Below are 21,988 nucleotides of genomic sequence, written 5' to 3'. Positions count from 1 at the left end.
ACCCTATGCGACACTATTTGCTTGCGACCATAATGCTGATAAGCAGCGCAGTACTGGCCAAGCCTGCTGACGACGGCTCACAAATTCAGGAAGGCAACTATTACCCCAGGGTAAAGCTGGAAACCACTATGGGCGACATTGTGGTGGAACTGGATCGGCGCCGGGCGCCCATTACCACCAATAATTTCTTGCGTTATGTAGACAAGCGCAGCTATGAAGACACGGTATTTCATCGTGTGATCCCAGGTTTTGTGGTTCAGGGCGGCGGTTACGACACGGATTATCGCGAAAAGCCGAAGTTTCCGGAAATCTTCAACGAGTCCGGTAACGGCATGAAAAACGGCCTGTATACCATTGCCATGGCGCGTCAAAATGATCCCCATACCGCCAACCGGCAGTTTTTTTTCAATGTAAACGACAACACCAGCCTGGATCCGGGCAAGGATTGGGGGTATGCCGTGTTTGGAATGGTAGTGAGTGGTGAGCAGGTGCTGGACGCTATGGCCGAAGTGGAAACCGAATACAACATTCAGTTTAATCAGCCCAATGTGCCGGTTGAGCCAATCATTCTCAAGAAAGCGACCATATTACCGCCGCTTTAATTATATTCGCGGCAAATAATGTATCAGGGCCCGAATTACGGGCCCTGATTATTTCTGACAGTTAGCGAATGGGGTCTGCGTGTGCCGCAGCACGGAATACGCTGTTCATAAACAGCACATTCAGCCCATCAAGATAGGCCCGGCTGGTTGGGTCCTGGGTAAAGCCAATCACCATTCCCTTACCCATCGGCTGATGCAGCAGAAAGGGTTTGTACGCCAATTGCTGCTGATTTTCCTTCCACAGGTAGCCACTGGCGAGTACCTTGTCAGCATCGGCAAACCAGGCCAGATTTTTACCCGATGCCAGTTGCATTGGAGCATAAATATCGCTGCCAACGACCAGAGACACCACATTAGGATTGACGCCTGCGGTCAACCAGTGCTCCTGATCCACCTCTACGTTGGCAAGCACCCCAGCCACGTAATCCGGTGACTGCTTCTCACTGTCAATAATATCAAGCAGTTGTGCTTTCGAGGTGATCAGCTGGCCGTCAACCTGATCCTGCTCAGAGCCGTTAGCCGCACCACCTGAGCTGTCCTCCTGATAGATGTATTCCCTTTTTACATCCAGCAGGCCAATATTGCTTTGGGCTGCAAACCGGGTTGCATCCGCCAGGGTAATCAGTACGCCGCCCTGTTTTACCCACTGCCGCAGGTTGCTGGCACCACGCTCTCCCAAGGCATCTCCATAATGGCCTGAAGGTAAAATCAGTACCTGATAATGACTCAGGTCGGCCCTGGCCAGGGTGTCAGAACGAATGGCGGTGACCGGGTAATGAAACTGGCGCTCAAGCACGAAGCGGGTGGCGCCTGCGCTCAGAGAACTGGTTGGGCTGTCCCAGGCCATGGCAATATTCGGTGCTGTCATCGGAACAGCTTTGCGGCTGCCAAAGCTCGGCCCTTCAATCACCCAGCTGCTGTCAACACCCGTTACTGTTGCCCCTGTTTTATTCGCAATCCCGGCCACTTTAGCAGCAATATCACTACTGTTGGCTTTCTTTTCGATAATCAGCGTCCCAGCAGGGAATCGTTGCTTATCGCCCAAAACGAAAGCCTGATCAGCACTCTTAAGCTTAATGCCAGCCTGCAACGCCGCCGTCAGAAAACGGCCGGCCGCCATATCACCCCAGGGCACCAGATATGCCACACTGGCGTCCGGGTTAATCACTTCTCCCTGCAACGGGGTGTCGGCACTGACTGCAATACTGTCAACCTCGACTTCACGACCACAGGCATCGGTATCAATGTTGAACAGCAATGGCAGTGACCACGCTGTAACGTCATAGATTTCATCGTTCAGTTTGCGCGCCCGTCGACGTTCCTGTTCCTTGATGAACGCTTCGGCCATATCAACCTGCCGGGTGAAGGTGGTTTTCACAAACTTCCCCCGGGGCTGTGCTGTATCAATGATATAAGCTCCTGCTTCGTAGTCATTACCGCAGGCCTCAAAACCTTCACTGGCCTGACGCACCTCTACTCCGTGGGTAGCCATCAATGTAGCAAGGCGATGACTTCCCGCTTTATCTCGCTTGGCAGGCAATATAAAGGTGCGCTCTGCGCGATCCTTTTTCCCGGTTTCGATGGCATCAACCTGATACTGGTAAAAGTCGCTGAGTATTTTTTCCCGGTTCTGCGCTACCGCTTCCGCGGTTGCCATGGAAGCCACAAAATGGCGTTGCACCGGCGATTTATAGCGGATCACCTCGCCACTGCGGGTGCGATACACCTCACCACGGGTTGAGCCCACTTCATAAGTTGCCGCAGAAGCACCATAAAAGGTTGGCCAGCTGTCGCCATAGCCCGGGTAGAAGGCATCGTAAACTTCGCGGGTAAAATAGGTGAACCCAAACTGATCAAAATAGTTGGCATTGTTGCGGCCAATCAAATCATTATTGGCAAGCTGCGCCTGACTCATGTGTGGGTTGATGGGATCAGCCGCTGGTACGAAGAAGTAACTGGAATCTCCGCCCATTTCATGCAAATCAATGACCACGGTGGGTTTAAAATGATTGAGAATTTTTATCCGCCCGGCAGTTTCCGGCTGGGTTACCGCTAACCAGTCACGGTTCATATCAAACAGGTAGTGATTGGAACGCCCCCGGGGCCATGGCTCATTGTGGTCCACACTTAAACGGTCACCGCTGTGTGACAAGCCAGCATTAGCATAATAGAAACTTAAAAAACGGGTACGGCCATCCGGGTTCTGCATTGGATCAATGAACACCAGGGTGTTGGCAAGAATTTCGTCTACCACAGGGCTATTGGTGGCCGCCAGCAGATGATATGCCGACATCATGGCGGCATCGGTGCTGCTTATCTCATTGCCGTGAACACCATGTTCCAACCACACGGAAGCCGGCAATGTTTTTATCAGGCTCTGAGCTTCTTTTTTACTGGTAATGCGGGGATCGGCCAGACGCTGCATATTGGCAGCGAACTGCTCAAGATTTTCCACGTTTTCCGGTGAACCTATCGCGGCATAAATCAGCTTGCGGCCTTCCCAGCTGCGGCCGTATTCGAATATCCGAATGCGCTCAGGTGCTGCGCGCTCAAGCGCTTCAAAAAAGCGCAACATGTCACCGTGGCTGGTAATGCGCTCACCGGCCTGATAGCCCAGCACCTCGGAATGGGTAGGAATGCGGCTGTCGTACTGGGTATCTGGCCACAAATCGTATTTGATGGCTTCGGCCGGTTTGGGTGGTGATGTGGCTTGACTGGCGGCACTGAAACACAGCATTGCTGAGCTTACCAGGCTGCCTATGATTTTAGTTATCTTCATGATTATTATGATTTTAAAAACGAAAGAGAAAATAGTAGCAAGAATTTGCCAGCGAGCACAAACCACAGCGGGCGTGCAAACTGATCCGTTGAACGCAACAAGGCGAAAATACGAATAGTCTATTCGGCTAACATAGACAACCAAAAGTCACAGAGTTGCTCGAAACAAATACTGGTCAAACACATTTTTGAGAAAAATTTTACCCTCCCGCTCAAAACCTAACCTGGCTAACAGCGATTGTGATGCGTAATTATCGACATGGGCCATTGCCGTTAGGTGTGTAAACTTTCCGGAATGACGGGCCCAATCTATAACTCCCATAGCGGCCTCTTTTGCAATCCCCTGCCCCCGATAGGGCTTAAGCAGACCATAGCCTAAATCCGGATGTATAAATATTCCTCGGGTCAACAAGCCACAAACTCCAACCGGGGCAGCAGACTGTTTATGCTCCACCACCCATAGCCCATGCCCATAATACTCGGTATGCTTACGACAATTGCTGGCATACTCCGCAGCATCATCAAGGCTGTGTACTCCCCAATTGCCGCAGAACTGAACCCAAAGAGGATCATTGTTCAACTCAAGCAACCATTCTGCGTCTTCCAATCGGGGAACCCGAATGCTCAAGCGTTCTGTTGTGGTAATGACCATTAAGAGCCCGTATGACAAGAGACAAATTTGCTAGTGGGATAGTAATGCAGGCAGGGGGACAGCATCAAGCGCCAGTTCACGGGCAACATCGCCGCCCGGTCTTCGATACTGCCAGTCGAAGACCGGACGCAGTCTGCTAAAATACAGCTCTTACGCCGAAAGAAAAGTTACGCCCGGGCAATGGAGCCTGCTCTTTCAGAAAGGAGGTATGTACCCGGGCATCCTCATCGGTAAGATTGTCTGCACGGGCAAACATTACCCATTCAACGCTGTCTGTAAACACACTGTACTGCAGGTTAGCATTGAGCAGCGTATAGCCGCTGGTTACAGATTCAAACGGCGCCACATTTTTCTGGCTGTCGTTCCATACCGCGCCAAACTCAGCGCTCAGCACTTCGTTATCGTAATGCAGACTGGCGCCCAGTCGCATGGGAGGGGTACGAGGTAAATCCTGAGAATCAATTTCAGCACGAATCAGATCCCCAAAGGCTTCCAACCGCCAGTTTGGAGTCAAATCCACGTACAGTTCTGCCTCTGCGCCGTAAATGGTGGCATCAGCCTGCTGAAAATAAAAAACCGGCAGACCTTCTTCATCGCCGTGCTCCTCAGCGCCAGCTTCTTCCTCATGGCCTGCTTCGGTAAACAATCCGGTCTGGGCCTGATAAATGTAGTCACCTGCGCTGTTATAAAACAACGATACCGTATACCCCCACTCTCCGATAAAACGGCGAAGGGTAATATCGATGTTAGTACTCACCTCCTCTTCAGCGCCCAGCAGGCTTTCAGAAACCTCTCCGGTATCGTCCAGGTCGTAAACCAGACCAACTTCAAAAGTTTGGGTGGCCAGGTGCTGGCCACCAGCAAACAATTCCTGCTGGCTGGGAGCCCGCTCATTGCGGGAGAGTGTTACTGCCAGCCCATGACCTTGCTGATATTCCCAGTTTACGCCTGCTGAAAACGAAGCACTGGTAAACCTGTACTCATCAAACGTAAAAACGTGGGCTTCATCGGCATGCTCCTCATCATGATCCGTTTCCAGGTGTTCCGTGTGCAATTCCCACTCTGTGTCACCGGCCTGATATTCCGTGCGTTCGAATCGGGCACCGAGCTCCACGGTGAAGTCACCGACCTTTTTCTGCTCAACCATAAATAACGCGTACGAAGCAGTATCGGTTGCGGGAGTAAAGGCCTCTTCGCCAAGAGCTTCATAGTCCGCATTATGGTACTGAACACCTATCACACCATGCCATGCCCCGGTTCCACCATGGTTTGCAGTCAAACGCAGATCGGAACCCTTGTTGCTGAATACGGTACCAATCTCTTGCCCTTCGAGTTCGGCGTGCTGGTAATCCGTATAAGACGCAGCAAAACGAATATTCGTGAATGTATCATTGAGATCATTCCATTCACCGGCCAACTGATAACGGGTCATATCCACATCAATCTGAGTGCCGGTATCTGCCTCTGGTTCAGTCTGCTCTTCATGCTCGTCTTCATGATGATGCTCATGGCCGGGAACTCCGTATAGATTATCCAGCTGTTCAACGGCAAACCCCAAATAGCCCTCATCCTGAACATAGGAAAAACCGGCGGTATAGCTACTGCTATCCATTGCGCTGTTCTCCAGTACCCCCTTGGGTTCGTCCTCATCCGGGTTAAGGGAAGCGTAACCCGGTATGCGGACGTCTTCAGTCTCACGGATAAAACCATCAAAGTGGTAGGCCAGATTTCCCTTGCCTGCGGTAACGTCCACTTTGGCAAATTGCCCCTTATCGGCCCCGGAATAACGCAGCTCGGCTTCGCCTTCCAAGGCATAGGGCACCTGCTTGGGGATCCGCTTGTCCACCACATTGATGACCCCACCAATAGCCCCACTGCCGTACTGCAGAGTAGCGGGCCCACGAAGCACCTCAACCTGAGTGGCACTGGACGTATTAGCAGCAACATTGTGATCCGGGCCAACCCGGGATACATCGGATACGTCCAACCCATTCTGGACGATTTTAACCCTTGGGCCATCGTTACCGCGAATGACTGGGCTGCTGGATACCGGACCGAAATAGGTACTGTGTACACCTGGGGTTGCTTTCAGAGTCTCACCCAGGGTTGGAGCCTGAATTTTTCTGAGCTGTTCAGCACCGATCACAGAAACCGGTGTGACCGACTCCAGCACCGAAGTTTGCAGTGCCGTAGCCGTGACAACAATATTGTCCATGGATGTGGGTGCGAGCACGAAGTCGACTACCTGATCCTGTTCCACCACTCCAAGATCCCGGTCGCCATGAATAAACTTATCACTGAATACGTGAATGTGGACATCTTTGACCGCTATGTCCCTGAGCTCGTATCGCCCGGCTTCGTCTGTCGTTTCAACCCTGCGCGACCCCTCCAGTTTTACCTCAGCTCCGGCAATGGGAGCTCCCTGAATATCGGTAACGGTACCGGTAATGGTGGCGGCAAAAGAAAGTGGAGAAAATGCCAGCAAGACACTGCTGCTAATTCGTGAGAGGTTTTTCATTGCTAAATGGTATCTCTTGAGAAATCAAAAAATGTTATGTTATAACATTTTCAATCAAATGGAATAATCTGTCAATGCGGTTTCATCGCCAGACAGTGTCTGTTTATCGAGTGACCTAACCCACTGTTACCACCGCAATTACCGGGGGCAGCGGTTCAGTTTCAGGCTCTGTGAACAGGAAAGTTGATAACTTCCTCAATGTGCTGAGCATCGAGCATGAGCATCAGGAGGCGGTCAATACCCAGCGCAACCCCTGAGCATTCCGGCAACCCGGATTCCAATGCAGCAAGGAAGTGTTCATCCAACGGTAACTGAGGTAGTCCGTGTTGAGCACGAAGAGCGTTGTCTTGCATAAAACGCTGACGCTGTTCACCTGGCTCGGCCAGTTCGTAAAAGCCGTTGGCCAGTTCCGCGCCCTTGAAATAAACCTCAAAGCGGTCAGCCACCCGCGGGTCTTGCGAGTTGAGGCGTGCAAGCGCCGCCTGACTGGCAGGAAATGAATAGACAAAACAAGGGTTTTGCTGGCCGATGTTTGGCTCGATGGCAATTGAGAACAACAATTGAAGCTGACTGTCCCTGTCTGGCAATTCGCCCACCATATCAATACCCTGTTCTGCCACACATCGGGCAACCTGGGCATCGGTCGCAATGAGTGGGTCCAGATTAAGATACTGAACAAAAACCTCCTGATAGGTGAATCGCTGCGCTGACGATGTTTTCAGGGTTTCCTGCAGTAGGGCGTCCATTTCATCCATTAACTGGTGATGATCGAATCCGGGCCGGTACCATTCGAGCATGGTAAACTCCGGATTGTGCCAACGCCCGGCACCTTCATGACGAAAGGCCTTGATGATCTGATAAATGGGCCCGCTTTGCGCACACAGCAAACGCTTCATGGCGTATTCGGGTGAAGTTTGCAGATAAAGGGTTTGGGGAGCCCCAGTGACACTGTGATCAAACCGGCAACTGAACGCCGCCAGATGCACATCGGTTACCGTACCGTGGCTCAAAATAGGGGTATCGACTTCCAGAACCTGGCGCTGATAGAAGAACTCCCGAATGGTACGCAACAGCCATGCTCGGGCCTGACGCCCGTTATGGGTGGTGGTGGGCTTCCAGAGTTCTTTCATAAGAAGGGCTACGCGGCAGCGTTAAACTGCCGCGACTTTGCAGTAAACTATTTCTGAACCCGTGAAACGTATTCACCGGTACGGGTGTCTACCTTGATTACCTCACCGGTCTGCACGAACAAAGGTACCCTAACCACCGCTCCGGTAGTCAGAGTTGCAGGCTTGCCACCAGTGCCGGCAGTATCGCCTTTCAGGCCTGGGTCGGTTTCAGTAATTTCAAGCTCAACAAAGTTTGGCGGCGTTACCGTAATAGGAGTGCCGTTCCACAGAGTAAGTGTGCATTCGTCGTTCTCTACCAGCCACTTTTTGTTGTCACCAACAGCTTTTTCATCCGCAGCGATCTGTTCGAATGTTTCGTTGTTCATAAAGTGGTAGAATTCGCCGTCTGAGTACAGGTAGGCCAGTTCAGTATCCAATACATCTGCGCCTTCGAAGGACTCACCTGAGCGGAAGGTTTTTTCCAGCACCTTGCCAGAAATCAGTTTACGGATTTTTACCCGGTTAAAGGCCTGCCCCTTACCTGGCTTTACGTATTCGTTTTCAAGAATGTTGCAAGGCTCGCCATCGAGCATGATTTTGAGGCCAGCTTTGAACTCGTTAGTGCTGAAATTAGCCATAATTCCTCTGCCATTAGAAAAGGTGTAGATATAAGTGGCGCAAATAATACCTAAAAATCCGATTGCTGTAGAGCATAACTGGCAAAAAGAGTTGGCAACGAGTTTTTCTGACCCGGTAAAGTTGCTGGATTATTTACAACTGGACAGCGGGCATTACGGACAGCATGGCAAAGCGCGGCGATTGTTCCCGATGCGGGTGCCACGGCACTTCGCCAGCCTGATGGAAAAAGGCAACTGGAACGACCCTCTGCTGATGCAGGTCATGCCGCGCCAGGAAGAGTTTCTGGCCCTGCCAGGCTATGGAACAGACCCCCTTGAGGAGCACGAAACTGCCGGGCGCGGAATACTCCACAAATACCGCAGCCGTGTTTTGTTAATTGTCAGAGGTGGCTGTGCGGTGAACTGCCGCTACTGTTTTCGCCGCCACTTTCCTTATGCCGATAATGCGGTAAGCCGACCCCAGTGGCAGGAGGCAATTGACTACATTCGCGCCCAACCGGAAATCGACGAAGTCATCTTCTCAGGTGGTGACCCTTTAATGGCCAAAGACGATCATCTGGCCTGGTTAAGCAGCGAAATTGCCACCATTCCCCATGTTCGCCGACTGCGCATTCACACGCGTTTACCGGTAGTGTTGCCCGAGCGACTGGACAGTGCATTTAGCCGCTGGTTCACAAAGTTACCGCTGCAAAAAATTCTGGTTCTGCATATCAACCATGCCAACGAAGTCAGCCCGCAGCTTAAGAACAAACTTGAGGAATTACGCCAGCAGGGAGTAACTCTGCTGAATCAGGCTGTATTGCTGGCAGGGATAAATGATTCGGCTGACGCACAAGTGGCACTCAATGAAGCAGTGTTTGATGCGGGAGTTCTGCCTTATTACCTGCACCTGCTCGATAAAGTGCAAGGTGCGGCCCATTTCGATGTACCGGAGCAGCAGGCAAGGGAACTGATGGCGGAATTGATAAAGCGCCTGCCAGGGTATCTGGTTCCCAAACTCGTCAGAGAGATTGGTGGCCAGCCTGGCAAAACGCCCGTTGACTTACGTCTGCATCCATAACCCCAGTCTGCTGCAGCCTCCAGACTGCACCGTTCTGTTTGCCATTATGCGTAGGTATCGACGTTGGCACCTATCGACGGATTGGCGGATGCGGGTTTTGGTACGTCAGCAGCCGATTCCAGCAGCTGAAGCGTCGCCTTTCCCTCTTGTTTTTGCTGATCTTTTGCCAGCTTAAGAGAGGCCAACTCAAGTGACGCACCGGACGTTCCAGAGGTGCCAGCACCTTGAATATCCATACCATTTTCCTTAGTTGCTTGAGACAACAGTAAAAAGTGGGCAAAATTGTCCACTTCCTCGAGTTATCGGCCTCTCGCCAGTTTTCTTTAATTTTTTTGGGAGCCTCATGCAAGCCATTCATACCCAGTTGCAAGAAACTATTCAAACCCTGTATCGCAAAGCCCTGGATGCAGACCAGTCACTCGACAAACTGCAACAATCCCAGCAAGGCAGGTTCCAGGCTGTTTTTAGTGAAGACAGCGGCTTTCGCACCCAGTCCAGGCGGTTTTCTCCCTATGTTCAGGAAATTGCCCTGGATTGGCAGTCGCTGCAGAAAATGAGCGATACCGACGCCAAACAATCGTTACCGGCATTGGTAAAAAAAATAGAACTGATGCTGACCACGCTGGCCCAGTTTAAAGCCGCGCTTCAGTGATATCGAAGACCACCAGCGCGCTTTGAAAGCTTAAAAATTGTTCGCTATTTTTAAAGGCCCATGGTAGACTTCGCACCGGCCTTTGGTCAGTTCTATTTATTGTGTTAAAAGCTTTTGTGATCGTAAAACTAAGCCATTGCCCGGCAATCCTGCTTCAGACTTCTACCTCATAAGCACGTTCCAATTAAGTAAAGCCAAGGTCTGCGACGATTATCGTCATATTTCTACATTTTATTTATTTATAAGGTATTTTTATGTCAAACGTGACAGGTACAGTGAAGTGGTTCAACGAAGATAAAGGCTATGGTTTTCTTACTCCAGAAGACGGCAGCAAGGACGTGTTTGTTCACTTCCGAGCTATTGTGTCTGACGGTTTCCGCAGCCTGAAAGAAGGCCAGCGCGTTCAGTTTGAAGTTGAACAAGGCCAAAAGGGCCCTCAAGCAGCCAAAGTTGTTGTTATCTAATAACGGTAAACAACCTGGCAAAGAATTTAAGAAAGTGCAGCTTTGGCTGCACTTTTTTTATGCCCACTCCCAAAGTGCAGGCTATATCAACACAATATGGGAATTCCTAAAGATGCTCAGTGAGCCACTGCTGGGTTATCGTAAGCAGGGCGTCAGGCTGTGAAGCCCCCGGAGTGAGGACATTAAAGATATGATCAGCCCCTTTGAGGATCACCGCCCTCCCGTCCGCACTACCCGCCGATTCGACCAGCCGCAGTGCAGAAGACGGGTCTACTACCGTGTCTGAGCTGCCTGCCACGGCGAGAACCGGCCCGCTGTAATTTGCCAGCTCACTCAAGGCTCGCTGTTGCAGTGCCTGCTCAAACCAGCTCACGTTCACTTTCAACGGGCTGCGCCAGTCAAATTTCATGTGCGCGTAACCGTTGGTTTTCGCCTCGGCATAAAGCGCATCAAACATACCCGCAAAAGCCTGGCTGCCGTCTCCGGCGACAGAAGACCAGGCCACCAGCGTTTTAATTTCCGGAGCCTGGGCAACCAGCAACTGCGCGATAAGCCCGCCTTGGCTGAAGCCCACCACACCAATTCGCGAAGCATCGAGCTCCGGCCGCTTAATCAGATACTGGTAGGCGATAAACGCATCCCGCGTTGCAGAGTTAAGATCGTACTGAAGATAATCCACCGGGCTGTCACCGGTGCCGGCGAAATCAATTCGAAGCGAAGCTATACCCTGGCTTGCAAGACGCACTGCAAGCTTCAGATACAAATCACCCACTTCGTTTTTGTGTGATGCGGTACCGTGTAACAACACCACTGCCGGCCGCTTTTCGGCTTCTGCCCCCCTACCTGTGGCTGAGGCCGGTGTATAAATAGCCGGAACCTGGTATTCGCCGTTGTCCAGCATTAGCAATGGCGGCTCTGCCATACAGACGGCCGGGTACGAACACACTAAGATGGCAGCAAGCCAATTTTTCCATTTCAATCCGGGCACTCCTGATTAATCATTCATTTTTCCCAACTGGTACAGGGGCAGTGCATCAAGGCGGGCTCGCACTTTTTTCACCTCTGACAGGTACCGCTCGCTGTCAACCTTTTGGTATTCAGCTTCAAATTCCGCCTTGCTCAGACCTTCGGGCAAATTGTCGATGGGCGGCATGAACACAGATTCATCTTCGGCATTTACCACCATCGCCTGGACTTCGGCAGCCAGATAAGGCTCAGTAGCCACCCGGGCAAACTCGATCCCGGCCATATCGGCAGTCAGATCCACAAAGCTGTAACCACTGCCGCCCATCGCCCGGTCCATCAATTCCTTAAACTCGCCAATTGCCATCGATACCCCCTGCTCACTCAATAACTTAAGCGCTGCAGAAATGATAAAATGACGAGCCAGATCGTTGCGCTCGCGCAACAACGCCGGGGCAGCAGGTTTTAGGGCATGATCGGCGTCTGGCTGTACGTCACCGACAAAATTGGCGATACGGTGGTGGCCGATAAAAATCGCCAACGCCAGAATGGCTGCTTCGTTGTGCAGCGCTGCATCCGCTTCCGTGCTTCGCTGCTGAGCCCGCTTCATCGCTATACGCAGAAATTCAAAAAATGGCTGAGGCTCTTTGTTCAGTGTTATGTCCTGCCAGGCCACGTAGCGCAGGTAATAAGCCGTTAGCTCTCGTAACTGCTCGTCCTGTTCCACTCCTATCCCATACTTGACTTTATTAAGCTGGCGCAGGAAACCTTCCATCGGGCGATGATGGATCACCATTCGCCCCTCCTCCATAACCAACCGGGTAACGTGAGTACGCGCAGTGGTGGCAATGTCGCTCTGTGTCCACCAGTTGACACTTTTTTCCACCAACATTACGGCCATCCAGCCGGGCAAACGGATACTACCAATTTTCAGGTAATCTATATTCAGTCGTTCATCGGGTAACAGCAGCGCTTCCACGTTGACATAACGCTCTATGCCAAACAAAGACACCATCACACTTGCTGCAAAGGTACTGCCGACAGGCGTTACATTGACCCGGCCGCGAAAATTTGGCGAAGCCCGCTGAATGAATCCAACCAGCCCATCAAACTGGGCCTGGGTTATGGTGATACGCTGAGACTGGTGACGCTGTTTCAGGCTTCGCTCAAGTTGTGGAATAAGGCGATTCACCGAGTCAGCCTGATCAACCTGATCCGACGCCTGGGTCACCACCAGAGGGGCGCGGTCAAGCACAAGTACCAGCGTGATCGCGCTCAGAATCAGAAGCGAGAGGCTGATGCCCAAGACAATGCGAATAACCTTCAAATGACCCGCCCCAGAATTATACGTATGGGGTATTTTTTGCTATTGCTTTAGGAATTTCAATGCTTTCTGACGACAACAAACGCCCTGTTAACGAGCCAGTTCACAATCCAGCCACTCTGCCAGTGAACCATACTTAGCCGCCGCTGGTGAAAAATCGTGCTCGCGGGACTGATTGGTCGGGATCACCACGCAAGGGATCCCCGCCCGAACAGCAGCCTGCATACCATGGCTGGTATCCTCTACCGCCACACAATTGTGCGGTTCCAAGCCCAAAGCTTCCGCCGCTTTTAGATAGCAATCAGGTGCTGGCTTACTGTGAAGCACTTCCTCTACCGCCACACTATAAGAAAACATCTCCCGTACCTCGTAAGCGTCAAAGGTTTTCTCCACTGCTGCCCGAGTACCGCCGGTCACAATGGCGAGTGCATATCCGGCCTCGTAACACCGTTGCATTGCCTCTTTTGCATAAGGCATGAGCGGAAACGCACTTCGCTGAAGATAATCCCGGGTTAACTGGTATTTGTTGGCGGCCAGAATTTTGGCATCCACACTCAAAGCGTATTTTTCAACCACGTCCAACGCGTTCTGCTCGACCGGCACTCCCGCCATCCTCTGGCAGTAAAAATCTTCTGAAAGCTCGACACCATAAGGCTGCAACATCTTGCTCCAGAGACCAAAATGTACCGCTTCCGAGTCAATTAAAGTGCCGTCATGGTCAAACAATATGGCTTTTGTTTGCTTGGTAATTGCGCGACCTGTTGTCATCCTTGGTTTCCTTGTTGATTCTCTGCCTGAAGGCAAATTACTTTGAGGCAGGTTAGCCGAATTACACAGCCTTGACTGACTCACGCTTAACCAGCGTTGGGGTATATTTGAATGTCACTCCCGCTTCAGGTTGTTGGCCTTCAGCGTATGCCAGAGCCAGTTCCGCCGCTTTGGCTGCCATCATCTCTATTGGGTAGCGAAGTGTCGTGAGCTTGGGCCGACAATACTGGGCCAGCAACACATCGTCAAAACCAATCACCGAAACCTTGTCCGGCACAGTGATATAGTGGTCAAACAACATGGTCATAGCACCGGAGGCCATGGCATCGTTGTAGGCCAGTACGCCGGTAAACTCCGCGCCTCGCGCCATCAGGTTGTGAATGGCACTTTCACCGCCTGCGTGATCGGGCGTACTGTATTCAATATTACTCTCAGGCAACTCAATGCCTGCGTCTGCCAGCGCTTCACGAATACCCTGCAGGCGCTGTGCCGGATCATCTATCTGATAGCGGCTGGTAATTACTGCCAGCTTGCGGTGCCCCTGCCGGAGCATGGTATCCGCCATCAGGCGCCCGCCCGCCACGTTGTCCAGCCATACGCAACGATTGCCGATTGCTTCTATATAGCGGTTTATGAGCACAAATCCGGGTACCTCACGGGCAAATTCTATCAGTGTCGCATCATCCAGTGCTTTACTGTGCACCACCATAGCCTCAACCCGGTGCTCCAGCAGCGTTTCAATCGCTTTAAGCTCTGTTTCCCGTCGAATGGAGCCGGAACTCATCAGGATCTGAACATTCCGTTCCTGGGTCACGGTTTCGATTCCGTGGGCCAGCGTAGCAAAGAACGGGTCCAGCATTTCCGCCAGCACTACACCCAGCGACGCACTGCGTTTGGTCACCAATGCCCGAGCGTTAGCATTCGGCCGGTAATCCATCTCCAGCATAATTTTTTTGATACGCTGGCGGGTAGCTTCGCCAACTTTGGGCCCATTGTTAATGACTCTGGATACCGTTGCCAAAGAGACGCCAGCAGCGTTTGCTATGTCTTTGATTGTTGCCATGGGCCTCTCATTATTCTTGCCATACTGGGCTGCAGGTTAAACATTTTCCCAATTCCTCACCTATGGTAAGCCAAATAGCGATTCAAATGCACGCTCAGCCAGATAATTGTGCCCTATTGGATTTTTTTGCTCTTTGAACTTCCCATTCAAAGGTAAAACGTATAACCTAATGTTGCTGTCATGTAAAATTTAATTCATGCTCAGGCAAGTATTATATTACAAAAACCCTAAATTCGAGCTACTTATGCGAGTTTATGCTGATGCCACACAGAAACCCCGCAGCTCACAGAAGGTAAATCGTTTTACCCCGTTACTCATTACCAAGCAAATTATCTTGGCGATGAGCGCCGTTGGAGCAAACGAATTATTGAGTGGTATGCATTGAAATGCCCAAGTTTAAAGAATGACTCATTGGCCGCAGGAAAACGTAATGACTAATGAATTTGATCCTTCAGATCACCCCCATCGACGCTACAACCCGCTGCTGGACGAATGGGTACTGGTATCCCCTCACAGGGCAAAGCGCCCCTGGCAGGGCCAGACCGATGAACCGGATCACTCACAGCGACCAAGCTATGACCCCAGCTGTTATCTCTGCCCCGGCAACACCCGTATCAATGGCGAGCAAAACGCACAATATGAGAGTGTGTTTGTATTTCAGAACGACTTTGCTGCACTGCGCGACGACACAGCGCCCACTGAGCAGAATGATCCGTTTTTTACCTTTCAGGTTGAACAGGGCCAAAGCCGGGTTATCTGCTTCTCGCCGGACCACAGTAAAACCCTGCCGGAACTAACGAATGGCGAACGCGAAGCCGTTGTAAAATGCTGGCAGGAGCAGACCCGGGATCTTGCAGACGAATACGCCTGGGTTCAGGTATTCGAAAACAAAGGCGCCATGATGGGCTGCTCCAACCCCCACCCTCATGGCCAGGTTTGGGCACAAAAGCATCTGCCAACACAGGCAAGCAAAAAACTCACTAATCTGACACGCTACTTTGAGCAGTATCAAAGCTCATTTCTGCTCGACTATGCCAAACGTGAATATGAGCAACAGGAGCGCGTCGTATGCAGTAACGACGATTGGCTTGTAGTCGTACCCTACTGGGCGGCCTGGCCTTTTGAAACGCTTTTGCTTCCTCGCTTCGAAGTCGCATCAATGATTGAGTTAACTCAACCACAGCAAGCCAGCCTGGCCGATATCGTTGGTCAGGTCACCGTTCGCTACGACAACCTGTTTAATACGTCATTCCCTTATTCCATGGGTTGGCACAGCGCTCCAAACGACGGTAAATCTCATCCGGAGTGGGGCCTGCATGCGCACTTTTTCCCGCCATTGTTGCGTTCTGCCAGCGTAAGAAAATTCATGGTTGGTTACGAAATGATGGCCGAAGCACAACGGGATCTTACTCCAGAACAAGCGGCACAGAGACTGCGCGCCGTATCTGCCGTGCATTACAAGGAACAACAAAACAATGACTGATTTAGCACTGATAGAAACCAAATTCGAGCAGTTCTTCAATGCCCAACCCCAGGTGATGGTGCATTCACCAGGCCGGGTCAATCTGATTGGTGAGCACACCGATTACAATGAAGGTTTTGTTTTCCCCGCAGCAATTAACTTTGGCACCTGGGTAGCAGGCAGCAAAACCGATGACAACCAGGTTCATGCGGTTGCGATGGATTACGATGACCAGACCAATCAGTTTGCCATCGATAACATCGAAACTGACAACAGTACCCCCTGGGCAAACTACATTCGTGGCGTATATAAAGTGCTCAAAGAAGCCTACCCACAGGTTGGCGGTGCGAAACTTGTCATTACGGGTAACGTACCCCAGGGGGCCGGGCTGAGCTCCTCTGCGTCGTTTGAAGTCGCCATACTCAAAGCATTCCGGGATCTGTATCAACTCGATTTGGACGGCGTTCAGGCAGCATTGCTGGGCCAGAAGGCTGAAAATACATTTGTCGGCTGTTCCTGCGGCATAATGGACCAGCTGATTTCCGCCATGGGGCAGGAAGGTAAAGCCATGTTGCTGGATTGCCTTTCACTGGACATGCAGCACATTACCGTACCGGAATCGCTTAGCATCATGATCATCAATTCCAATGTAAAACGGGGATTGGTGGACAGCGAATACAACCAGCGCCGGGAGCAATGCGAAGAAGCAGCCCGTTTGATGGGCATCAATAGCCTGCGGGAAGCCGACATGGCCTTGCTCGAATCGAACCGCATTGTGTTGTCTGAAGTGGTGTACCGCCGGGCAAAACACGTCATTACCGAAAATCAGCGTACATTGGACATGTATCATGCACTGAGCAAGGGGGATATTCAGAATGTCAGCAAACTGATGGCTGAATCCCATGCTTCCATGCGTGAAGATTTTGAGATAACCGTTAATGAGATTGATTATCTTGTAAATATCGTGTCTGATGTGTTGAGTCAGCAGGGTGGCGTACGTATGACGGGTGGCGGATTCGGCGGTTGCGTCGTGGCACTAATCCCCAAAGAGCTGGAACACACCATAACCGAAGTGGTGGAAAGCGCCTATTTCGACCATACGGGCTACCGCCCTTCAATTTATATTTGCTCCGCGACAGGCGGCGCATTTGCCTGAGCGCAATAACAATAATGAATTCTATTGGTATAGGTAGGGAAAAAAATTATGCATACCATTGATGCAGCAGTGTTTATCATTTACGTGGTGGCGCTGATCGGAATAGCCTGGTGGGTATCCAGGGATAAAGCGGGCCACGAAAAGGACACCAACGATTACTTTTTGGCCGGCTCTAGCCTACCATGGTGGGCCATTGGAGCATCCCTGATAGCAGCGAACATATCTGCAGAGCAGATAATCGGTATGTCCGGTTCCGGTTACCAGATTGGTCTGGCCATCGCCTCCTACGAATGGATGGCCGCAATCACGCTCATAATTGTTGGTAAATACTTTCTGCCCATCTTCCTGAAACACAAAATCTATACCATGCCGCAGTTCCTCGAACAGCGCTACGACCACCGCGTTCGCATTGTGATGGCGGTATTCTGGCTGGGCGTGTACGTTTTTGTGAACCTCACTGCCGTGCTCTGGCTGGGCGCCCTGGCCATCAATACCATCGCCGGTGTTGACCTGATTTACGGTATGCTGTTTCTGGGGGCCTTTTCGCTGGCCTATTCGCTGTACGGTGGCCTGAAAGCAGTGGCCATGACGGACATCATCCAGGTGGTGCTGCTGGTGTTTGGCGGCCTGTTCCTGTCCTATACCGCACTGAACCTGATCAGTGATGGCAATGGTGCCTGGCAGGGCTTTATAGACCTGACCCAACGCCTGCCAGAAAAGTTCGACATGATCTTGTCCGAGGACAATCCCCATTACATGGATCTCCCCGGCCTCTCTGTGCTGCTTGGTGGCATGTGGATCATGAACCTGTCCTACTGGGGCTTTAACCAATACATCATTCAGCGTACCCTGGCTGCCAAGAGCGTTCAGGAAGCACAGAAAGGCATTGCCTTTGCCGCATTTCTGAAACTGCTGATGCCATTAATTGTAGTATTGCCCGGTATTGCGGCAGTGTTGCTGGTGCCGGATCTGGGCCGACCCGATCAGGCCTACCCTTCCCTGATGGTACTCATGCCGGTTGGCCTTAAAGGCGTTATTTTTGCCGCACTGGTTGCTGCCATTGTGTCTTCACTGGCATCAATGACCAACAGCGTTTCTACCATATTCACCATGGACATCTACAAAGATCGTCGCCCTGACATGTCCCAGCATCACTATGTAAAAGTTGGGCGTATTGTCAGCCTGTTGGCTTTGATCATTGCCATGGTGGTTGCCAAGCCGCTGCTGGGCCAGTTTGACCAGGCCTTCCAGTACATCCAGGAATTCACCGGTTTCTTTACGCCGGGTATCGTGGCCCTGTTCGTAATGGGTATGTTCTGGAAGAAAACCACCGCTACGGGTGGGTTGGCTGCGGCACTCGGTTCGTTCGTGTTCAGCCTTGTGTTTAAATTCTTCTGGCCGGCATTACCCTTTATGGACCGGGTAGGCCTGGTGTTCCTGCTGTGTATAGGCCTGGCTGCCATTGTTTCCCTGATGGACAATCAAGGTCCAAAAGAGCATGGCATTGAGCTTTCTGAAGTTAGCTTCGGTACCAGCACTGGTTTCAATATTGCGGCGGTGGCCGTCACTCTTATCCTGATAGCCTTCTATACCACCTGGTGGTAAGCAACGCTTAGGCCCATAACCTTCAATGGGTTGTGGGCCAGCTTTCTACCTCAAGCACGAGTTCTCCAAGTGATTGCAACCGCCCCAACTAACGGGCAGCTCTTCGGTGAGGTCCGATCAATGGCGCTGCTGTATATCTCATCTCACAGACGGGAAACTACTATGAAATCAAAAACAAAAGTCGCGTTAAATCTCATTGGAGCCGTGGCCACAAGCCAGTTTTTTGCCAGCTGTGTGTGCAGATGAACCACCTGTGTTAATGGGTCAGCTATGTCATTACGCCGGAGCACCAAACCGATAAACGCACCGGCCAACTATGCCGTGCAGGTATGGGCCTGGAAACCAAACCCCAATGGCACCTTTGCCAGTTGGAACCTCAAAGAAGGGACTTCAATACCGGGTATTCGTTTACTTTTACCATTAGCAAGCCGACAGGGAATAAAACCTTAATTTCAGCCTATCTATGAATATAGAACTGTCGAAGGAACAGAGTGACAGACCGCCAAGGGTAAGTGCGGCACAACCAAATATTTTTCTTTTCATTCACTAAACTTCAGAGTGTTTTTAGCGGTGAAAGTGATAGGCAGTAAAAAGTGATTTCTAAATCAAATTTCAGATGGTAACAGTAAATCAGTTCCGGGATAGAGGCTATGGCAGCTGGTGATTTCCAAGGCGATACGATCAGGGAGGACGCGTCAAAATCACCAGCTGCTCCTACCGTTAGCTTCTCCTGGACATAACAAAATTACATTTTAACAATCACTTACTTTAATAAATCTTTCAGATTGAAAAACTCATGCACGCAGAACTACTGAATCTCGTTCAACCAGGTGAGGCTTAAAGTGTCTTTTTTCAATGGCAGGAGGCATTACAATTTTTGACAATGCCATTTCTGTAGCGACAACGGCCATTTCTCCAATCTGATGATGTATGGTAGTTAGCTTTGGTTCGATGCAATTAGCCAGCATCAGGTTGTCATATCCGATCACCGACACATCCCCGGGTACAGCCAACCCTTGCGCATTTAGCATTGCGATTGCACCGATGGCCATAGGGTCGTTATAAGTAATCAATGCGGTGAAGGGCTTTTTGGACGCCAGTAAATTCTGCATCGCGACCTGCCCCCCTTCGTAATTGGCCGGTGCAACTTCCACCACTTCCGGGTGAACAATAACACCTAAGCGGTTCAGTTCTTTGATAGCGGCGGGGATCCGCTGGCTAGCACTGCTAAACCCACTTTCACCAGCAATAACCGCAATTTCACGATGTCCCATTTTCACCAGGTGTTGTGCCATAAGTCGCCCGCCCATTTCATCATCAAACCAGACGCAACGGTCTGCCAGAGCCTCTATATAGCGGTTAATCAACACCAACCCTGGTACTGATTTTGCCAGCCGGATCAGCTCTTCGTCCTCTAGAAATAGGCTGTGCACCACAATAGACTGATACCGGTGTTCAAGCAGAGTTTCGATGGCTCTGCGTTCAGACTCCTTGGTATCATCACAGGAATTCAAAAATATCTGAGCACCTCGTCGTGCCGCCACCTGCTCGATTCCATGGGCCAAAGCAGCATAAAAAGGATCGATAAGATTTGCCAGTACCAGCCCAACGGAGGCGCTTGAGTGCGCATTAATGGCCTGAGCATTGGCATTGGGGGAGTAGCCCATTTCCTCGATAATTCGCTTAATTTTTTCCCGTGTCGTTTTACCTACCTTCGGCCCGTTGTTGATAACCCTGGATACACTCGCAGGTGAAACGCCTGCTGCTTTAGCGATATCTTTTATTGTTGGCATTGATTTTCCTTGTTCACCGGCATGGACTCAGCTCTCACATACGTCGTCTTATCAATCTTGGGGTAAATAAAAACCAGCATCAGGGACACGCAGTTAAGAAACGCGGTTCCCCAGGCCAGTACATAACGAAAAGCGGTTATGGTACCGATGTCCTGCTGGCCCTCCAGGCTGGCATCAAACCCGAAAACATTGAGCAACCCACCTCCCAGTAACAAAGCGGTCAATATACTTCCCTGCATTACCATCGACTGTCGCGAAGCAAAATAGCCATGTACGGCCTGTTGAGACTCCTCTGCCTGGCGGTGACTAAGCTGGTTTAGCATTGCAGGTACGATAGCCGTTAGGGCGACAAACGACGCGGAGCCTAATAAAGCATCCAGAAACAACCAAGCCTGGTTACCCGGCGTGTAAATGTACCATTTGGCACAAGAGCCAATGACGCTGAGCGTGTATATCCATTTCAGTGTTCCTCGCGCACCAATGCGCAATGCAATGCGCAAACATACAGGGATCATCATCATCGAAAAAACTGCAAAACTGGTTGATAGTGCTCCCTTCCATAGAGCTCCTTCAGCGATATCCCCCCCACTGACGTAGTAAACCAATAAATAAAAGTCCAAACTGGTAAAAGCACCAATGAGGCCAACTTTTATTCCAATCAGAGTCAGCAAAATAAGCAGTGCGTTTTTGACTTCCACGGGCAAATTGGGACTGACTTGTGGGTGAGTGGCAAAATCTGATGCCATGTTGGAACGCTGAGTACCTAAATTTATTCGGTTGGCACAAAAATGAGTTAATCCACCTATCAACCCCGCACCAACAAACACGCCAACAGCTCGTATGCCTGCGGTAAGACTGGTCCAGATACCGAGCTGGGCCAAGGGAAATAGCCAGAAATACAGTACGCCTCCTAGCCGCTCAAAAAGCGCGGTAAATGACATCACTTTGAGTGTCTCGCTGGCAGTGGAAGACAATGCAAATGTCATGCTTCGCAAACTGATAATAAGAAGGGTGGAAGCCAGATAGAAAACCACACCTATAACGGCCAGATAGGCCAGTGTGGCCGCATCTGACCAATTTGCGCTGGCCATCCACATCATTGCGAATGCTGTACCCGAAACCCATCCAGCTCCCTGTAATGCTCTGCGCTTAGGCTGTGCCCCCATGCCATCACACAAACGCCCGATTCGACCGCTGAGTAACATACTGAAAAGCATTGGAAAAGTAATTACAACACTTAACAAAAACGGATCCAACGCCCGGGTCATTTGAAAAAAAGGAGTTGCTAGTGCATGAATTGCGTGACTGGCAAAAAACGCTGCCAGATAACCACTGGCCAACGCGAACTGTTGAGGTGTACCAACGTGTTCCGGTCGCATGA

19 protein-coding genes are annotated in these 21,988 nt (G+C 50.9%); 7 read left to right on the top strand and 12 right to left on the bottom strand.

Annotated elements, in window-relative coordinates; genetic code table 11:
- Positions 1 to 5 precede the first annotated feature (5 nt).
- Complete coding sequence (locus DXV75_RS03315) at positions 6 to 602, top strand: peptidylprolyl isomerase (protein WP_115591927.1); 597 nt, start codon at positions 6 to 8, stop codon at positions 600 to 602.
- A gap of 61 nt (positions 603 to 663) precedes the next feature.
- On the opposite strand, the gene DXV75_RS03310 is transcribed toward DXV75_RS03315, so the two are convergent.
- From DXV75_RS03310 to efp, 5 genes are all read right to left on the bottom strand, one after another.
- Entirely contained in the window at positions 664 to 3,381 is a 2,718-nt protein-coding gene (locus tag DXV75_RS03310) for a M14 family zinc carboxypeptidase (protein WP_115592175.1), read from the bottom strand.
- A gap of 147 nt (positions 3,382 to 3,528) precedes the next feature.
- Positions 3,529 to 4,032, bottom strand: a complete 504-nt coding sequence (locus DXV75_RS03305; RefSeq protein WP_115591925.1) for a GNAT family N-acetyltransferase — start codon at positions 4,030 to 4,032, stop codon at positions 3,529 to 3,531.
- 136 nt (positions 4,033 to 4,168) lie between these two features.
- Positions 4,169 to 6,550, bottom strand: coding sequence for a TonB-dependent receptor (locus DXV75_RS03300; protein ID WP_115591923.1), 2,382 nt, complete (start codon positions 6,548 to 6,550; stop codon positions 4,169 to 4,171).
- 161 nt (positions 6,551 to 6,711) lie between these two features.
- Positions 6,712 to 7,680, bottom strand: a complete 969-nt coding sequence (gene epmA / locus DXV75_RS03295) for an elongation factor P--(R)-beta-lysine ligase (protein ID WP_115591920.1) — start codon at positions 7,678 to 7,680, stop codon at positions 6,712 to 6,714.
- A gap of 47 nt (positions 7,681 to 7,727) precedes the next feature.
- Entirely contained in the window at positions 7,728 to 8,297 is a 570-nt protein-coding gene (efp, locus tag DXV75_RS03290) for an elongation factor P (RefSeq protein WP_115591918.1), read from the bottom strand.
- Between the two features lie 34 nt (positions 8,298 to 8,331).
- On the opposite strand from efp, the gene epmB reads away from it, so the two are divergent.
- Positions 8,332 to 9,357, top strand: coding sequence for an EF-P beta-lysylation protein EpmB (epmB, locus tag DXV75_RS03285; protein WP_115591916.1), 1,026 nt, complete (start codon positions 8,332 to 8,334; stop codon positions 9,355 to 9,357).
- 44 nt (positions 9,358 to 9,401) lie between these two features.
- Here the strand turns inward: epmB and DXV75_RS03280 are convergent, their stop codons facing one another.
- Positions 9,402 to 9,593 carry a hypothetical protein gene (locus tag DXV75_RS03280; protein WP_115591914.1) on the bottom strand — a complete coding sequence of 64 codons (192 nt, stop codon included), beginning with the start codon at positions 9,591 to 9,593 and terminating at the stop codon, positions 9,402 to 9,404.
- Positions 9,594 to 9,700: 107 nt separating this feature from the next.
- Between DXV75_RS03280 and DXV75_RS03275 the strand changes: the two genes are divergently transcribed.
- Together DXV75_RS03275 and cspE are read left to right on the top strand one after the other, a co-directional pair.
- Entirely contained in the window at positions 9,701 to 10,009 is a 309-nt protein-coding gene (locus tag DXV75_RS03275) for a hypothetical protein (RefSeq protein ID WP_115591912.1), read from the top strand.
- A gap of 254 nt (positions 10,010 to 10,263) precedes the next feature.
- The gene (cspE, locus tag DXV75_RS03270; RefSeq protein ID WP_115591910.1) at positions 10,264 to 10,473 is read left to right on the top strand and encodes a transcription antiterminator/RNA stability regulator CspE; all 210 of its coding nucleotides are present in this window, start codon (positions 10,264 to 10,266) and stop codon (positions 10,471 to 10,473) included.
- A 106-nt stretch (positions 10,474 to 10,579) separates the two neighbouring features.
- Here cspE and DXV75_RS03265 read toward each other — a convergent pair whose 3' ends face one another.
- The 4 genes from DXV75_RS03265 to DXV75_RS03250 all read right to left on the bottom strand — a co-directional run bounded on the left by DXV75_RS03265 (position 10,580) and on the right by DXV75_RS03250 (position 14,591).
- Complete coding sequence (locus tag DXV75_RS03265) at positions 10,580 to 11,395, bottom strand: alpha/beta hydrolase family protein (protein ID WP_147291789.1); 816 nt, start codon at positions 11,393 to 11,395, stop codon at positions 10,580 to 10,582.
- Positions 11,396 to 11,467: 72 nt separating this feature from the next.
- On the bottom strand, positions 11,468 to 12,763 hold the full coding sequence (locus DXV75_RS03260) for a YfiM family lipoprotein (protein ID WP_115591907.1): 1,296 nt from the start codon (positions 12,761 to 12,763) through the stop codon (positions 11,468 to 11,470).
- Between the two features lie 87 nt (positions 12,764 to 12,850).
- The gene (locus DXV75_RS03255) at positions 12,851 to 13,528 is read right to left on the bottom strand and encodes an HAD family hydrolase (RefSeq protein WP_115591905.1); all 678 of its coding nucleotides are present in this window, start codon (positions 13,526 to 13,528) and stop codon (positions 12,851 to 12,853) included.
- Between the two features lie 61 nt (positions 13,529 to 13,589).
- Positions 13,590 to 14,591 carry a LacI family DNA-binding transcriptional regulator gene (locus tag DXV75_RS03250; RefSeq protein WP_115591903.1) on the bottom strand — a complete coding sequence of 334 codons (1,002 nt, stop codon included), beginning with the start codon at positions 14,589 to 14,591 and terminating at the stop codon, positions 13,590 to 13,592.
- Between the two features lie 430 nt (positions 14,592 to 15,021).
- Here DXV75_RS03250 and DXV75_RS03245 point away from each other — a divergent pair, with 430 nt between their 5' ends.
- Genes DXV75_RS03245 through DXV75_RS03235 form a run of 3 tightly spaced genes read left to right on the top strand, consistent with a single transcriptional unit; the run spans position 15,022 to position 18,814 of the window.
- On the top strand, positions 15,022 to 16,074 hold the full coding sequence (locus tag DXV75_RS03245) for a UDP-glucose--hexose-1-phosphate uridylyltransferase (RefSeq protein WP_115591901.1): 1,053 nt from the start codon (positions 15,022 to 15,024) through the stop codon (positions 16,072 to 16,074).
- Positions 16,067 to 17,209: a galactokinase gene (galK, locus tag DXV75_RS03240; RefSeq protein ID WP_115591899.1), complete on the top strand. Its 1,143-nt coding sequence runs from the start codon at positions 16,067 to 16,069 to the stop codon at positions 17,207 to 17,209. The genes DXV75_RS03245 and galK overlap by 8 nt, the downstream gene beginning before the upstream one ends.
- Before the next feature lie 48 nt (positions 17,210 to 17,257).
- Complete coding sequence (locus DXV75_RS03235) at positions 17,258 to 18,814, top strand: sodium/sugar symporter (protein ID WP_115591897.1); 1,557 nt, start codon at positions 17,258 to 17,260, stop codon at positions 18,812 to 18,814.
- Between the two features lie 794 nt (positions 18,815 to 19,608).
- Here DXV75_RS03235 and DXV75_RS03230 read toward each other — a convergent pair.
- Both DXV75_RS03230 and DXV75_RS03225 read right to left on the bottom strand, forming a co-directional pair.
- Complete coding sequence (locus DXV75_RS03230) at positions 19,609 to 20,607, bottom strand: LacI family DNA-binding transcriptional regulator (protein ID WP_115591895.1); 999 nt, start codon at positions 20,605 to 20,607, stop codon at positions 19,609 to 19,611.
- The gene (locus DXV75_RS03225; RefSeq protein ID WP_115591894.1) at positions 20,595 to 21,986 is read right to left on the bottom strand and encodes an MFS transporter; all 1,392 of its coding nucleotides are present in this window, start codon (positions 21,984 to 21,986) and stop codon (positions 20,595 to 20,597) included. The genes DXV75_RS03230 and DXV75_RS03225 overlap by 13 nt, the downstream gene beginning before the upstream one ends.
- Positions 21,987 to 21,988 lie beyond the last annotated feature (2 nt).

Source organism: Alteromonas aestuariivivens (genome assembly GCF_003367475.1).
In the GTDB taxonomy this organism is placed as follows: Bacteria; Pseudomonadota; Gammaproteobacteria; order Enterobacterales; family Alteromonadaceae; genus Alteromonas; species Alteromonas aestuariivivens.
This window is presented reverse-complemented; position numbering and strand designations above follow the sequence as displayed.